General features: G+C 67.3%; 11 protein-coding genes. 6 read left to right on the plus strand and 5 right to left on the minus strand.

Annotation, left to right across the window (positions count from 1 at the left end):
• Positions 1-8: 8 nt before the first annotated feature.
• Positions 9-443: a hypothetical protein gene (locus HUT07_RS08675; protein ID WP_176020599.1), complete on the minus strand. Its 435-nt coding sequence runs from the start codon at positions 441-443 to the stop codon at positions 9-11.
• Positions 444-523: 80 nt separating this feature from the next.
• Between HUT07_RS08675 and HUT07_RS08680 the strand changes: the two genes are divergently transcribed.
• Both HUT07_RS08680 and HUT07_RS08685 read left to right on the plus strand, forming a co-directional pair.
• Positions 524-877 (plus strand): CopL family metal-binding regulatory protein, encoded by a 354-nt coding sequence (locus HUT07_RS08680; RefSeq protein WP_303246011.1) that lies wholly within the window; start codon positions 524-526, stop codon positions 875-877.
• Positions 878-997: 120 nt separating this feature from the next.
• Positions 998-1,534, plus strand: a complete 537-nt coding sequence (locus HUT07_RS08685; RefSeq protein WP_176020601.1) for a DUF411 domain-containing protein — start codon at positions 998-1,000, stop codon at positions 1,532-1,534.
• A gap of 117 nt (positions 1,535-1,651) precedes the next feature.
• Here the strand turns inward: HUT07_RS08685 and blaL1 are convergent, their stop codons facing one another.
• The 4 genes from blaL1 to HUT07_RS08705 form a co-directional block, all read right to left on the minus strand.
• Positions 1,652-2,521 carry a L1 family subclass B3 metallo-beta-lactamase gene (blaL1, locus tag HUT07_RS08690; RefSeq protein ID WP_176020602.1) on the minus strand — a complete coding sequence of 290 codons (870 nt, stop codon included), beginning with the start codon at positions 2,519-2,521 and terminating at the stop codon, positions 1,652-1,654.
• Between the two features lie 94 nt (positions 2,522-2,615).
• Complete coding sequence (locus HUT07_RS08695) at positions 2,616-5,042, minus strand: TonB-dependent receptor (RefSeq protein WP_176020603.1); 2,427 nt, start codon at positions 5,040-5,042, stop codon at positions 2,616-2,618.
• Between the two features lie 70 nt (positions 5,043-5,112).
• Positions 5,113-5,973, minus strand: a complete 861-nt coding sequence (locus tag HUT07_RS08700; protein ID WP_176020604.1) for a FecR domain-containing protein — start codon at positions 5,971-5,973, stop codon at positions 5,113-5,115.
• The gene (locus HUT07_RS08705; RefSeq protein ID WP_176020605.1) at positions 5,970-6,503 is read right to left on the minus strand and encodes an RNA polymerase sigma factor; all 534 of its coding nucleotides are present in this window, start codon (positions 6,501-6,503) and stop codon (positions 5,970-5,972) included. Before HUT07_RS08705 ends, HUT07_RS08700 begins: the two co-directional genes overlap by 4 nt.
• A 206-nt stretch (positions 6,504-6,709) precedes the next feature.
• Between HUT07_RS08705 and HUT07_RS08710 the strand changes: the two genes are divergently transcribed.
• From HUT07_RS08710 to HUT07_RS08725, 4 genes are all read left to right on the plus strand, one after another.
• Positions 6,710-6,976 (plus strand): hypothetical protein, encoded by a 267-nt coding sequence (locus HUT07_RS08710; RefSeq protein WP_176020606.1) that lies wholly within the window; start codon positions 6,710-6,712, stop codon positions 6,974-6,976.
• A 14-nt stretch (positions 6,977-6,990) separates the two neighbouring features.
• Entirely contained in the window at positions 6,991-8,166 is a 1,176-nt protein-coding gene (locus HUT07_RS08715; RefSeq protein WP_176020607.1) for a low temperature requirement protein A, read from the plus strand.
• A 161-nt stretch (positions 8,167-8,327) separates the two neighbouring features.
• On the plus strand, positions 8,328-10,991 hold the full coding sequence (locus HUT07_RS08720; RefSeq protein WP_176020608.1) for an ATP-binding protein: 2,664 nt from the start codon (positions 8,328-8,330) through the stop codon (positions 10,989-10,991).
• 58 nt (positions 10,992-11,049) lie between these two features.
• Entirely contained in the window at positions 11,050-14,391 is a 3,342-nt protein-coding gene (locus tag HUT07_RS08725; RefSeq protein ID WP_254898832.1) for a hybrid sensor histidine kinase/response regulator, read from the plus strand.
• Positions 14,392-14,394 lie beyond the last annotated feature (3 nt).

Here is a 14,394-nt window from a genome sequence, read left to right on the forward strand (position 1 = left end):
GCCAAACCTTAGGGTTGCTCTTTGTCGCTCAGCACGATGCTGCCATCCAACAGTACCGGCACCATCTGGGTCCAGCCCTTGGCGTTGTAATCGAGGCTGACCAGGTACACCCAGTCGCGCGCTGCGTCCCCGGGGTCGGGCGCAGCGCCGACGGCAAACCGCTGCAGGCTCACCTCGGAGACCACGAAGGCATCGGCAGGGTAGCGCAGGCGTGCGTGCGCCAGCGCTGCCGCCGTGGCCTGATGCACCGACAGTGGCGGCTCGGCGCGTACCGGGTCGAATGCGGGCAGCGCACGCAGGCGCGTCGCGCTCACCTGCCAGCGCTCATGGGTGTCGTCACCATCGCCGCTGGACAGCACGGTCCATTGGCGTTCGCCTGCCATGACCGGAAGGCTCATCAGCACCGACAGCAGGAGGGCGACAGCGGCGCGGCGGACAGACATGGAAAGGCTCCTGTGAACGTCATGCATGATGACACCAGGCAGCGGCGACGGGCGCGTCGTGCGTCGGCTATCATCAGCCCGTGGATATATCCGGCCTGCTGCTGCGACTGATGCTGCTCCTGACCCTGGTGCTGAATGCACCGGCGCTGGCGCTTGCCTCGGGTAGTGTCAACGGTCAGGCCAGTGACGATCATTGCGATGCCTCCCACGAGATGACCGATTGCGCGATCGCTGTCACGCCCGCCTGCTGCGATGAGCGGGACGCTGGCGCGTGCAGCAGCGACGGCTGCGAGTGCGTGCCGGCAAGCCTGGCCATGCTGCCGTCGACGCGAAGCCTTGTGGCATGGCCGCTGCGTGCAGTGCCAGACGAGGCGCTGCGACCGGGTCATCCCGCACCTGCGCTACCGCATCTGATCCGTCCGCCGATCACCTGATCGCGTGCGGGCATTGCGTGCCTGCCGTCCTGCAGTACCCCCTCATCTACCTGACCCGCGCGCATCCGTCGTGTGGGTGGCAGGCGCTCGCGCCTGCGATTGCAAAGGACAACCTGACATATGAACCGCACTCTTTCCCTGAGCCTGTTGCTTACCAGCGTTCTGCTGGGCACCGCCTGCGCGCGCGCCTCCGAAGAGGCGGCGTCCTCGCCCGCAACTGCCATGGCCCCAACTGCAGAGGTGACGGCCGGGGCGACGATCGATCCGGAGCTGCCGCTCGCCATCGTGCACAAGACGGCCAGTTGTGGTTGCTGTGGCGTGTGGGCCGACCACCTGAAGGCCGCAGGCTTCCCGGTGGAGGTACGCGACACCGATGACATGCATCCGGTCAAGCAGCGCCTGGGCGTCCCGGCTGGCAAGGCCTCCTGCCATACCGCCGAGATCGGTGGCTACGTAGTGGAAGGACATGTTCCGGTCAACGACATCAAGCGCCTGCTGAAGCAGCGGCCGACGGCGCGTGGCCTGGTACTTCCGGGCATGCCGGCCGGATCACCGGGCATGGAAATGCCGGATGGCTATGTGCAGCCGTATACCGTTGAGCTGGTGCTGGCCGATGGCAGCACCCAACCCTTCGCACAGCACGGGCAGGGCGGCTGACAGTCAGTGGCGGTGCCGGTCGGTCTGACCGGCACCCTTCCACGTGGCCTGTGTAGAGCCGAGCCACGCTCGGCTGCTTTCGGCCGGCAAGCCGAGCATCGGCTCGGCTCTACAGAATCAGCGTGCCCCGGCCGCTTCCTTGGCCAGCTGCGCGTCGAACTTCTTCTCGGCCTCATCCGCATAGGCCTTGCAGGTCAGGGCCTTGGCGCCGGCCGTGGCACCAGCGCGGTAGTCCCAGCCGCTGGCACCGGGATGCGGCGTCAGCAGGACGTCGCAGGGCAGGGCGCGCACCGTGGCGAAACTCCGACGATAGTCCTGGATCAGTTGCGGGTAGCGCGGGTTGTCCTGCAGCTGATAGCCCGGTGCGCTCAGACTGTCGGCGTAGACGATGCGCACCGGCTTGCCGTCCCGGGTATCGGTCCAGGTCCAGGCGGTGCTGCCCGGGGTGTGGCCGGGGACGAAATGGGCGCTGAAGTCGACGCCTCCGAGCGAGACCACTTCGCCATCCATGATGATCCTGTCCGCCGTTGCCGGCGGATAGGTGATGCCGTCGCCGAAGTGCAGGTCGTGGCTGCCTCCGCGTGCCAGCAGCACCGCCGATTCGGCATTGGCCACGATCTGCGCACCGGTAGTGCGCTTGAGCGCTGCAACCGGGCCGGCGTGGTCGGCGTGGGCGTGGCTGAGCAGGATCAGGCGCAGATCCTGCGGCGCGACACCGCGTGCTTTCATGTTGCGCAGCAAGTGATCGGCCATCTGCGGCATGCCGCCGTCGAGCAGCACCGCACCCTGCGGCGTCTGCACCAGCAGCGCGGTCAGGTCTTCAGTGCCGATCTGCCAGGTGTGGTCGGCAATCCGCAACGGAGCGATCGGTTGCAGCCACGAGGCATCCACGGTGTAGGCACGCAGCTGCGGAAGCGGTGGTTCGGCGGCAGAGGATGCAACGGGAGCCAGGGCAGCGAGCGTGATGGCGAGGGTCTGCAGGCGCATGGGAGCACATCGATGAAGGAGGCCCAGAAACTAGCATGGGCCTCCTTCGTACCGTCACGCATAGAATTCATGGCACCCATAAGGGCGCCATGCCTCAGTAGCGGTACTGCCACCCCAGCGTCAGTACACGCCCGCGCCCTGCAAAATAGCTGGGGTTGGATGGCGTGGTCTGCGAGTAGTAGGTGATGTACTGCTTGTTGGCGAGGTTCTGCACGCCCAGGGTGAAAGTGCTCTTGTCCAGCGTGTAGCGCGCGACCAGATCGAAGGTGGTGTAGCCCTTGAAGCTGGCCACCGGTACGCCGCGCAGGTCGAAGTCGCGATCGAAGGCATGGCTGGCCTGCAGGCGGGTGCTGAGCTGCGAGGTCCAGCGCTGTTCCCAGAACGCGGTCAGCCGGTTCGGGGCGATGTTGACGCCCGCCAGGTCGCTTTCCAGTCGACCATCCAGATCGGCGTCGTAGCGGCCGTTGGCGCGGGCGTAGCCCAGGCCGAGGCGGCTGTCGCCCAGGCGCAGGCGGAGGTTGGTCTCGAAGCCTTCCACCCGCGTAGCCTGACGCTGCACGTTGTAGGCATCGATGCCGGCGTCATAGACCAGTACCGAACCCAGCTTGGATTCGGACGAGTAGTACGCGATATCGCCGCTGAAGCGACCATCGTCATATTCCAGCCCGATCTCGCGGTTGTCCGACACCACGGGCGACAGGTCCACCAGGTTGTCCACGCGCTGGCCATCGCGATTGATCGCGCGCAGCACACGGCCGACATCGGCCACGGTGTAGCCCTCCGAGTACGACGCGTAGGCGTTGAGGCGATCGTTGATGTACCAGACCGCACCAAAATTGGGCAGGGTCTCGCTCATCGTCGGTTTGCCACCGGCCACCTTGCGTGCACCGTAGCGGGGCAGGGTGGTGTAGTCGCCCACATCCAGTTCGCCCTTTTCGTAGCGCAGGCCACCAGACAGCATGATGTGGTCGGTCGGCCACCACTGCAGCTGCAGCAGCGGCGACAGGCTCTGGTAGGTGGTCAGTGGTACCCAGTTCAGGCCACTGGCCAACAATACCTGGTGGGTGCGGTCACGCAGGCCATCCAGGCCCAGGGTCACGTCCAGCGAGGTGTCGCCGATGCGGCGCCAGCTCTGGGTCAGCTTGAAGCCGCGCTTGTCCGATTCATTTTGGGTCTGGTCCCAGGCGGCGTTGGCGCCCGTGTTGCCCCACGGGTCCCACTGGCTGGCGCCGTAGCGCCCTTCGAAATCGACCGCGAAGGCCTGCGCCAGGAACTGGCCGCCGAGCAGATCAGCGTTGCTGTAGTCCAATGTCAGCGAGCTCGAGCGGTTCATCGGCGGATCGAGCGGCGTATCGCCGGGCACCGACGTCGCCGGGCGGCCGGTGCGGAAGTTGCCATCCACGGGCAGGTAGTTGTCCAGACCACGCAGCTCATAGCGGTTGGCCATCAACTGCAGGCGCTGCCCTTCGGCGATGTTCCAGCCAAGCTTGGCGAAGATGTTGGTCGAGGTTGAATCCATCAGCTCGCCCTGGGCATTGGTGCCGATCGCACGGCCGTCGCCGTCGTAGTACAGGCCCTGCCGTTCATGGGCCAGCCCGGCGACCAGGTCGAACTGTTCGCCGCGGATGCCCACCAATGCCGAAGCGCGCTGGCCGTCGTCATCGCGGCGGCCAGGCGAGGCAGCGGTGAGCGAGAGGTTGCTGTCCAGCAGGAAGGCGCCCGGTTCGCTGGGTGCGCTGCGGGTGATGATGTTGACGATGCCGCCGGTGCCACCGATGCCCTGCAGTGCGTTGGCACCGTGGATTACTTCGATGCGTTCGATCATCGCAGGGTCGATGGTGTGCGAATCACGCGAGCCGTCGCGCAACGGCGTTGACTGCGGCACGCCGTCGACCATGTACAGGATGCCGCGCCCACGCATGCTTTCACCGTAGTTGGACATCTTCTCGCGGGCTGGGGCGAAGGCCGGGATCTGCGAGGACAGTACGCGCGACACATCCGAACCCAGAGCCAGCTGCTGCTGGATGTCCTCACGGGTGAGCACGGTGATGGTGTTGGGCATGGCGGTCTCGCCCTGCGGCATGCGCGCGGTGGAGGCCGACACGGTCACTCTGCCGAGCGAGGTCGCGGCTGCCGGCGATGCTGCGGTGCGCGGGCTGTCCGCTCTTGCCGCCGGCGCCGCGGTTGCGACCGCATTGCGGATCACGAACACGCCCGGCGAGCGTTCCTCGACGCTCAGGCCGTGGCCAGCAATCAGCCGTTGCAGTGCGTCGCGCGGGGCATAGCGGCCGTCCAGCGCTGGCGCCTGGCGGCCGGCAACGCTGTCCGCCGCGAACAGCAGCTGGATGCCGCTCTGCCTGGCCACTGCATTGAGTGACTGCTGCAGCGGGGCCGCCGGAAGATGGACGTCCACTGTCGTGGGGGTTGATTGCGCCATCGCCGGAAGGGCGGCACACAGGCTGACGGCGAGCAGGGCAGGCGTCAGCCGGCGCAGGGCGGCGGGCAGGGCAATGCGGGTCATGCGGGGTCCTTCGGAAGAGTTCATGCAACAGCCGGATGAGCAGGGCCACAACCCACCCTCGGTGCGGAATTCAGTGGCGTGCGGTGATGTGCACGCTGCCGTCGTCGCGGGGGTGGACGACGACCGGCAGGATCTCCGGCAGCAGCGCCAGCGCGGTGGCGGCATGGTCGCCATCAAACACGCCCGAAACCTGCAGCGTGGCCAGAGCGGGTTCGTCCAGTACGATCGCGCCCTGGTGATAGCGCTGCAGGGCGCGTACAACCTCGCCCAACGGGGTCTGCGCGAACTGCAGTCGGCCCTCGGTCCATTCCCCGCTGCCGGTGGCGATCGGCTGCGGTTGCTGTGCCGGCCCTGTCCCTGCCAGCAACTGCTGGCCAGGGTGCAGGCGCTGCTCGCCATCGCGACTGGCCACGCGTACGCCAACCTTGCCGCGCCACAGGCGGATCTCGCTGCGGTCACCGCGTCGCTCCACATCGAACACCGTGCCGTAATTGCGCACCTGCACCGGGCCGGCATCGACCTGGAATCGACGCCAGCGCGACGGCGCCACGTCGAAGCGGGCGCGTCCGGAGAGCAGGACGATGCGGCGCGAACGCAGGTGGTTGCGCACCTGCAGATGGCTGTCTGCATCCAGTTGGATACGGCTGCCATCGGCCAACAGCTCGCTGCGACGCTCGCCGATGGCCGTCTGGTAATCGTGCTGTTGCCAGCCGGGATCGAAAGCGTAGAGCCCGCCCAGTCCAGCCAGCAGCAGCAGGCCGAACACGGTCCCGCCGATCGACCGGCTGCGATGAGGGCGATACAGCTGCGCTGGATCGGGCACGGGGAACAGTGCCTTGAGCGTGTCCCGATGCTGTTCCAGCACACGATCAGGCGAGGGCGCGCCGGTCTGGTCCGGGCGTGGCGTGCGCGGGCGGCGGGGTGCTGTCACGTCAGCGCCCGCACATCCAGCGAACGCCGGCAATCGAGCATCGCCAACCGCAGATGCCGCTCGACGGCCTTCAGGCCGATACCCATGCGACGGGCAACCGCAGCCTGCGGAATGTCATGGATCTTGTGCAGGATGAACACCTGGCGGCGCCGGCAGGGCATCGCACGGATGACGTCGACCAGCTGTGCCAGCTCCTGCGCTGCGGCTGCCTGCCTGGCGGGGCCGGCACCGTCGCAGGCAACTTCGGGCAGTCCGGCTCGAGGTTCCACCGACTGGCGGCGCAGGTCCTCGGCACGGCAACGATCAACCGCGGCGTCATGGGCCATCCTCCGCAACAGCGCCGTCGGCTGCCGCACATCGGCCGGTGCGGGGCGCTCCAGCAGCCGTACGCAGACGTCATGTACCACCTCGCGGGCCAGCCCGGGCGAGGCGAAGCGACGGCGCAGGTAATCCACCAGGTCCTCGTAGTGGCGCACCAGCGAGGACACCAGCGGCAGCGCAGGTGGCGGGGTAGGCGGGGGCGTGGACATCCGGGAAAGCGGTGCAGGCGGGAAGGGGCGGGCCACACAAGGCAGCCCTGCGCAGCGCCACGATAGTAATGGGAACTGTTCGCATTTGCCACTGGCGTGCGGTGGCGGGATTGTTCGTGTCCCCCGGAAAGTGAATCCACGATCACCCACTGCAGCGCACACTTGGCCGCAGATAGGCTGCACGGCAGCCATCGGGGAGAGTGACCATGCACGTGCTTCTGGTAATCGTCGGCGGGTTCCTGTTGCTGGGCGTCTTCGCGTTGTTCGGCAAGCTCTGGAGCGCGGGCAGCTCGCAGCTGCCGACGGCGATGTTGGCCTTCACCGGCACGTGGCTGCTGGTGTCGGTCGCCAATCTGTGGGTCGGGGTCAGCCGGGCTGGTTATACGGTGCGCGAGGAGCTGCCGATCCTGCTGCTGGTGTTTGCCGTCCCGGCGCTGGTGGCCGGTGTCATCTTCTGGCGGCTGGGCCGCTGAGCCGAGGATCCGTGATGCCAGCAACGCCGCGTCTTCCTGCCCTGCGTCGCCGCGACGGCCATCATGCGCGGGTGACCTACGAAGAACTGTTCTTCGATCTGGTCTACGTATTCGCTGTCACCCAGCTCAGCCACCACCTGCTGCACCACCTGGGGCTGCAGGGCGTGCTGCAGACGCTGGTGCTGTGGTTCGCGGTCTGGCTGGGCTGGCAGTACGCGTGCTGGGTCAGCAACTGGTTCGACCCGGAAGCGCCGCGCATCCGCGGCCTGCTGTTCGCCACGATGCTGCTGGCGCTGCTGATGTCTTCGTCCATCCCCGAAGCCTTTGCCGGACGCGCATGGATATTCGCCGGCGCCTACGCCACGATGCAGGTGGGCCGTACGCTGTTTGTGCTGCTGGAAGTAGGACGCGCGCACCCGCTGGCCGCCAATTTCAGGCGAATGCTGGCCTGGGTCAGCGTGTCGGCCTGTTTCTGGCTGGCTGGTGCAGCGGTGGAGGGCAATGCGCGGCTGGCGCTGTGGGCGATTGCCGTGGCCTGCGAGTACATCTCGCCGATGTTCGGCTTCGCGTTTCCCGGCCTTGGCCGTTCGCGCACCCGCGAGTGGACCATCGAAGGCGGGCATCTGGCCGAGCGATGCCAGCTGTTCGTGATCGTCGCACTGGGTGAGACGTTGCTGGCCACCGGCGGCGTGCTGAGTGAAGTGGAGCACTGGAGTGGGGAGGTGGTTTCGGCGGTGCTGGCGACCTTTGCCGGTACGATCGCGATGTGGTGGCTGTACTTCGGCATCTCCAGCCGCGACGCCACCGACACCATCACCCGTTCCGACGACCCGGGTCGCATCGGCGCCTATTTCCACTACGTGCACGCGTTGCTGATCGCCGGCATCATCGCCACCGCTGTCGGCAATGACCTGGTGATGGATGAACCGGAGGCGGCAGTGACCCTGCCATATGCCGCGATGCTCGCGGCGGGGCCGTTGATCTACCTGCTGGGCAGCGCACTGTACAAGCGGGCGGTCTACGGCAGCGTGCCACGCTCGCACCTGGCGGGGGCGGCGGCGCTGGTCGTGCTCGGCTTCGTGCTGCCATGGATGCACCTGCTGGCCGCAGGCTGGCTGACCAGCATCGTGCTGCTGGCAGTGGGGCTGGCCGACACGCGGCTGAAACACAGGCGCCTGCTGCGGGACTGACCTTCGACCACAAGGGTGCCAGGCAGGTGGCGGCGGATCGAACTCAGCCGTGTCCTATGGGGAGGGGCGCGGGGCGCCGATAGCCTCATGAACCCATCACCGGCCCTTTCACGAGAGCGCCGCGCCGACGCTGTGCGTCGATGTCGCCTCCCGCTGCTCCCATGCACTGGTTTCCCTCCCTTCCACCGCTATTGCGTGCACGCAGCTCCTTCGACGGTGAGGACTGCGATGTCAGTGCGCTGCGCCGCTACCAGCACCGTGTGCTGCTGTGGGGCGGGTGCCTGCTCAGTTTCGCCGTCGTTGCGGGTGTGGTCGCGCTGGTGCTGCTGCATGCCAGCGGCTTCCAGACACGTCGCCTGGAGGGGCTGCAGCGCACCCATGCCGCTGTCGAGGCGCATCTGGTGGCGGCGGACGCGGCCCACCAGCGCATGTTGAACATGGCCGAGTATGCCTGGCGACATCGCCCGGACAGCGACGCCGCTACCCGACTGGCGGAGCGGCAGCGCTACCTGGCCGGCGGCCAGCGGATGATCGTCAGCGCCGGGCCTGAGAGCGCTCCGCAGATGGTGCTGGGGGTGGGCACCGACACATGGCCCCTTGCCCGTCTGGACCGCTATCTCACCCTGGCGCATTCGCTGTCGGTGATCCGCAGGCTGAGCACGCCCCAAGGGGAACCGGATACGGCGGCCAGCGGCTTCTTCTTCGATCCCAGCCACCAGTTCCTGGTGCTGGGAGACGGTCTGACCGAACAGCGCCTGCTCGCTGCCACCGGCGCCGGCCATCGCGCTGGATTGTTCCAGCACCTGCAACTGCTGTCGTCCTCCTCTGCAGCTGCTGCGCCCGGCGGGGACGGCGCCCTGCAGATCGCATTGGTGCGCCATCCGGTGAGCGCAGCACCTTCGATCGCCGTGCGGCTCTCGGCGCACGACAAGGGCGGCGCGATCGGTACCTTCGTGACCCTGGAGCCCACGGACCGGCTCGTACGGGTGATGACGGCCGCAGATCGTGGCACGTCATTCGTGGTGACGGCTGATGGCAGGGTGGTAGCCGGTACCGCGGATGCGGCGGGATTGCCACTGCCCAGTGCAATGCGTGCGCTGCGCGCTGGCAGGCAGGGCGAGGAGTCCGTAGTGGCGTTCCGGCAAGGGCTCCGCTTCTACCAGGCGCTGCCTGTCGCCGGTACCGACTGGCTGCTGGTGAATACCTATTGCGTCGGCGACATCGCCCATGATGGCAGGCGCCTGTACGTTGTGGCTGCCGTGCTGGGTGGCGGACTGCTGCTGGGCCTCTGGACGTTGCTTGCCTGGCTGCACTGGCGTGTATTCGGCCCGGCGCTGGCACGTGCGGCACGGGTCTACCAGGGGGAGCAGCTCAGCCGGTCCCTCATCCAGTTGTCGCCGGTGGGGCTGTGCCTGATCGACCGCGACGAGGCCCGCCCTGTCCTGCAGAACGAGCTGATGCGCCACTATGCGGCGGCGGCTGAGCGCAGCGGCATACCGCTGTACCTGCAACTGGTACAGCTGGCGTCCGAACACGAGTCAGGGGCCGGCGTGTTCCAGGCGCCGGTGGAGTTCGAGCTGCCTGTTCCCGCCAACGACACATCACCCGCCCGGCAACTGCTGGTCGGCGCTGTGGGTGCCACCTACCAGGGGCGCAGCGTACTGCTGTGCGCGCTGCGCGATCTCAGCGCGCGCGTGGAGCTTGAGCAGCAGCAGGCGCAGGCACGCCAGGCGGCCGAAGCGGCAAGTCGCGCCAAGGGCATCTTCCTGGCGACGATGAGCCACGAAATCCGTACGCCGCTGCACGGCATCCTTGGCCATCTCGAACTGCTTGGTCGGTCCACGCTCGATGAGGATCAACAGGCCCGACTACGCCGCATCAACCAATCGGCCGACTCGCTGCTGCAGATCATCAACGATGTGCTGGATTTCTCCCGTGCCGAAGCGGGTCAGCTGGAGCTGGAGGCCGAAACGTTCGAGCCGATCACCCTGCTGGAACGGGTTGCAGTGCTGTTTTCGCCGCTGGCCGAGGCCAAGGGACTGGTGATGGACCTGTCGGTGGATGCGGCCGTGCCTGCCCAGGTGGAGGGTCCGCAGGCGCGCATCGAGCAGGTACTGCGCAACCTGGTCAGCAATGCGGTGAAGTTCACCCTTTCTGGTCGCATTGCGCTGCGGGTGCGGGTGGAAGTGCAGGACGATGCGCTGTTGCTGCAGATCGAGGTGGCCGACTCGGGCATCGGCCTGAGCCCATTGCAGCTGGAGCGGCTGTTTCAGCCCTATGTGCAGGCGGATGCCAGCATCATCAGCCGCTTCGGCGGATCCGGGTTGGGGCTGTCGTTGTGTCGCGAACTGTGCCTGCGGATGGGTGGGCAGATCCACGCGCGCAGTACGCCCGCCGTGGGCAGCGTGTTCACCTTCGCTGTACCGGTGGAGCGCGTGGCTGGCGCTGCGCCCCGGCCGCTTGCAGGACGCAGCGTCGTACTCGCTTCGGCGGCGGCTGGCTGGAGCGATGAGCTGAACCGACGCCTGCAGGCATGGGGCGCCCACGTGCAGGTGATCGATGATCCCGCGCTGCTGGCCCAGCACGATGTCGATGTGGCCACGCCGCTGGTCCTGTTCGAGCGGGGACCAGCGCGGAAGCTGCCGGCCCTCGCCGAGGACGGACGGTGCGTGGTCCGGGTCAGTGCTGACGGCCCCCTGCGTGCACAGCGGCGGGGTTCCACCTGGCGGGTATCCTGCTATTCCGGCGAGTCGCTGCTGCAGGCGCTGCAGGCACCGGCCCGACCGGGGCAGCGGTTGCTGGCGATCGGGCAGGGCTTGGACTAGATTCAGCGCGGGCGCCACCGCACGACATCATTCAAGGGGAATCACCATGCATCCGGCCGTGCCTGCAGCGCCCATCAACCAGATCGATGCACTGCGCAGGCTGCAGCGACGCCTGCTGTTCGGGGGCGGCGGGCTGATCAGCATCCTGATCGTGCTGACGGCCGTAGCCAGTCTGGTCGGTGGCATCGGTGAGTTCCATTCGCGCGAGCGGCAGACCTTCCAGGAGGCGCAGTCGGCTCTGGACTACTTCCTGTCCCAGCGCGACCGCGCCTATGCCAACAGCATCAATGCCAACGACGCGTTGTGGACCGACCAGCACGACGAGCTGCGACGATTGGGCTCTCCCTTGCTGACACCTTTCCTGGCGCAGGGACAACAGCTGGTAGTGCGTGCCGAAGGACGAGCGTCGGTGCCGTGGCTGGTACTTGGCAATCCCGCGCAGCCGATGCCGACGGGCGAGCTCGAGGCCTACCTGGGCATGCTGCATGAGTATTCGGCTTACACGGCTGCGACCATCACCGCCCTGCAGACGCAGGGTCCGATCATCATGTACGCGTATGAGCCCAAGGGACGGCTGCTGGCCGTAGCTGGTGTGATCGATGAGGCCCAGCTGCTGCAGACGCTGCGGGTGCCGACCCGTGCGCAGGCGTTCGAGAAGCTGATGCAGATGGAAGCCGCGGTGGGCGATCGGGTTCCCGCCCCCGGCCCGGTGGCGGGCGCGGCGCAGGGGCGCCGGCTGGTGTCTTTCCTCGGTGACAATCCACTCAACGGTCAACCTGCGCTGATCGGCGTGATGACGATGGCCCGCGCCGACGTGCCGTATTTCCGGCGCGTGGTGTTCGAATCCATCGACAACCTCAAGGGACGGCTGGAAGCAACCGATCCCGGCAGCTACCTGGTGACCACCGGCGACGGGCGCGTGGTGCTGGCGGGCGGTCCGCTCGCGCAGTCACCCGCAACGTTGGCCGCGGCGTTGTCGGATGCACGTTCAGCCGCCGGGCAGCGCCAGTACCACGATGGATGGTTCCTGGTCAGCGGTTCACTGCGCGGGGTGGATTGGCGCCTTACCCACCTGTACGGCTGGGCAGACCTGTGGCGCGAGCAGCACGCGGCGATCCTGCTGCGGGTGTTCACCGCACTGCTGATCCTGGCGGCACTGTGGATGCTGCTGTGGCGGATGGACCGTCGCGTCTTCGCACCGGCGCTGGCCGATGCCTCGCGGGTGTATGAGAGCGAGGCGCTGAGCCAGGCCATCATCGGTACCGCGCCGGTTGGCCTGGCGCTGCTGCGCCGGCGTGATGGTGCCGCATTGCTGCAGAACCAGGTGGCGCGCGAACTGGTCGGCGAATCCGGCCAGGACGCAGCCGTGCCGGAACTCTATGCGCAGCTGATCGCGCATGCGCGGGGGCTGCCGGCCCGTGGCGGTGAGTTCAACTGGGCGCTCGATGCCGGCACCGACGATGTCCGCCAGTTGCAGGTCGCCCTGGCGGCGGCCAACTACCACGACCAGCCGGTCTGGGTGTGTGCGATGCGCGACGCCACCGCGCAGGTGGAACTCCAGCACACGCTGCAGCAGGCACGGCAGGATTCGGAGCGCGCGCGCGAAGCGGCCGAGGCTGCCAGCCGTGCCAAGACCGCGTTCGTGGCGACGATGAGCCATGAAATACGCACGCCGCTCAATGGCGTGCTGGGGCATCTTGAACTACTGGCTCGCTCGCCGTTGCAGCCGGACCAGCATGAGCGGCTGCAGCGGATTCGACTGTCGGCCGATTCGCTGATGGCGATCATCAGCGACGTGCTGGACTTTTCCAAGATCGAAGCGGGGCAGCTGGATATCGATCCGCTGCCGTTCGCGCTGCGCCCGCTGATCGAACAGGCTGCGCTGCTGTACGCACCGGAAGCGCAGCGCAAGGACGTGAAGCTGTACTTCGCAATCGATCCTTCGCTGGATGAGACGTTCATCGGCGATGTCCACCGTATCCGCCAGATCCTCAACAACCTGCTGAGCAACGCGGTGAAGTTCACTGCCTCCGGTCGCATCACCCTGCGCGCCGAGGATGGTGGTGGAACAGGCGAGGAACGGCAGTTGCGCTTGCAGGTGGTCGATTCGGGCATTGGCCTTTCCGAGGAGCAGGTGACCACGCTGTTCCGCCCCTTCCAGCAGGGCGATGCCAGCGTCTCCCGGCGCTACGGCGGCAGCGGGCTTGGCCTGGCGTTGTGCCAGCAGCTGGCGCAGCTGCTGGGTGGCCGCATCCAGGTGCAGAGCACGCTGGGCGTGGGCAGCGTGTTCACCCTGGACGTCCCCGTTCAGCGTTCAGCGGTTGCGACAGCGTCGGACCAGCCGCTGTCCGGTCGCCGCATTTCCTTGTTGTCGTCGGCGCAGGAGTGGCGGCAGGAGATCGGGCAGTTGCTGCACCGCTGGGGCGCGGATGTGACGGTGATCGAGCGGCCTGCGGATGGCGCTCAGGGAGCTGTGCTGCTGATCTTCGGCGAGCGCCGTGCCTGGACCGATGACGAAGAGCTGGCGGTGCTGCCCAGCTATGCCAGGGTGGTGCGGGCCTATCCCAGGGGGCCGCTGTCGCCCGAGCAGCGTGATGATGCGGTGCACGTCTCCTGCTATGCCAGCCCGGCACTGCTGCAGGCGCTGCGCGGCGAGTGGATGCCTGTGCCGCGGACGCAAGAGGCTGCGCCGCAGTCCGGGGAACGGCGCACGCGGGGGCGCGTTCTGCTGGTGGAAGACAACCCGGTCAATCGCGAGCTGATCCAGCAGCAGCTGGAGGAGCTGGACTGCCAGGTCGATGCGATGGAGAACGGGCAGGTGGCGTTGACCGGCTGGCAATCCGGGGCGTGGGATATCGTGATGACCGACATCAACATGCCGGTCCTCGATGGCTACCAGCTTGCACGGGCGCTACGCGGTCGCGGCGAGACGCTGCCGATCCTGGCCGTGACCGCTACCGCACTGGCCAGCGAGCGTGAACGCTGCCGCGAGGCGGGCATCGACGACCTGCTGCTGAAGCCGCTGGACCTGGCCCGGCTGCTGGCAATGCTGGACCGCTATCTGCAGGTGCTGCCATCGTCGCCACGGTCGCTTTCGCCTGCAGGAAAGGACAAGCCACACAAGCTGCGTGCATTGTTCGTGGAAAGCAGTACCCGCGATCTGGACAGGATGCAGGCCGCGGGCGAGAGCAGCGACGATGCGGCGTTGCTGGAACAGCTGCATGCGCTGAAGGGCGTACTGCTGATGATGGGTGAAAAGCCGCTTGGCGCGCGCTTCGGCGATGCCGAGCGGTTGCTGCGCGAAGGACAGTCGCTGCCGGATCACGAACGCATTGCCCTGCTGTCCGACCTGCGCGACCTGATCGAAGCCTATCGCGATGGCCTGCGGGACGAAGCGTGAGCA

The organism is Stenotrophomonas sp. NA06056 (genome assembly GCF_013364355.1).
Taxonomy (GTDB): domain Bacteria; phylum Pseudomonadota; class Gammaproteobacteria; order Xanthomonadales; family Xanthomonadaceae; genus Stenotrophomonas.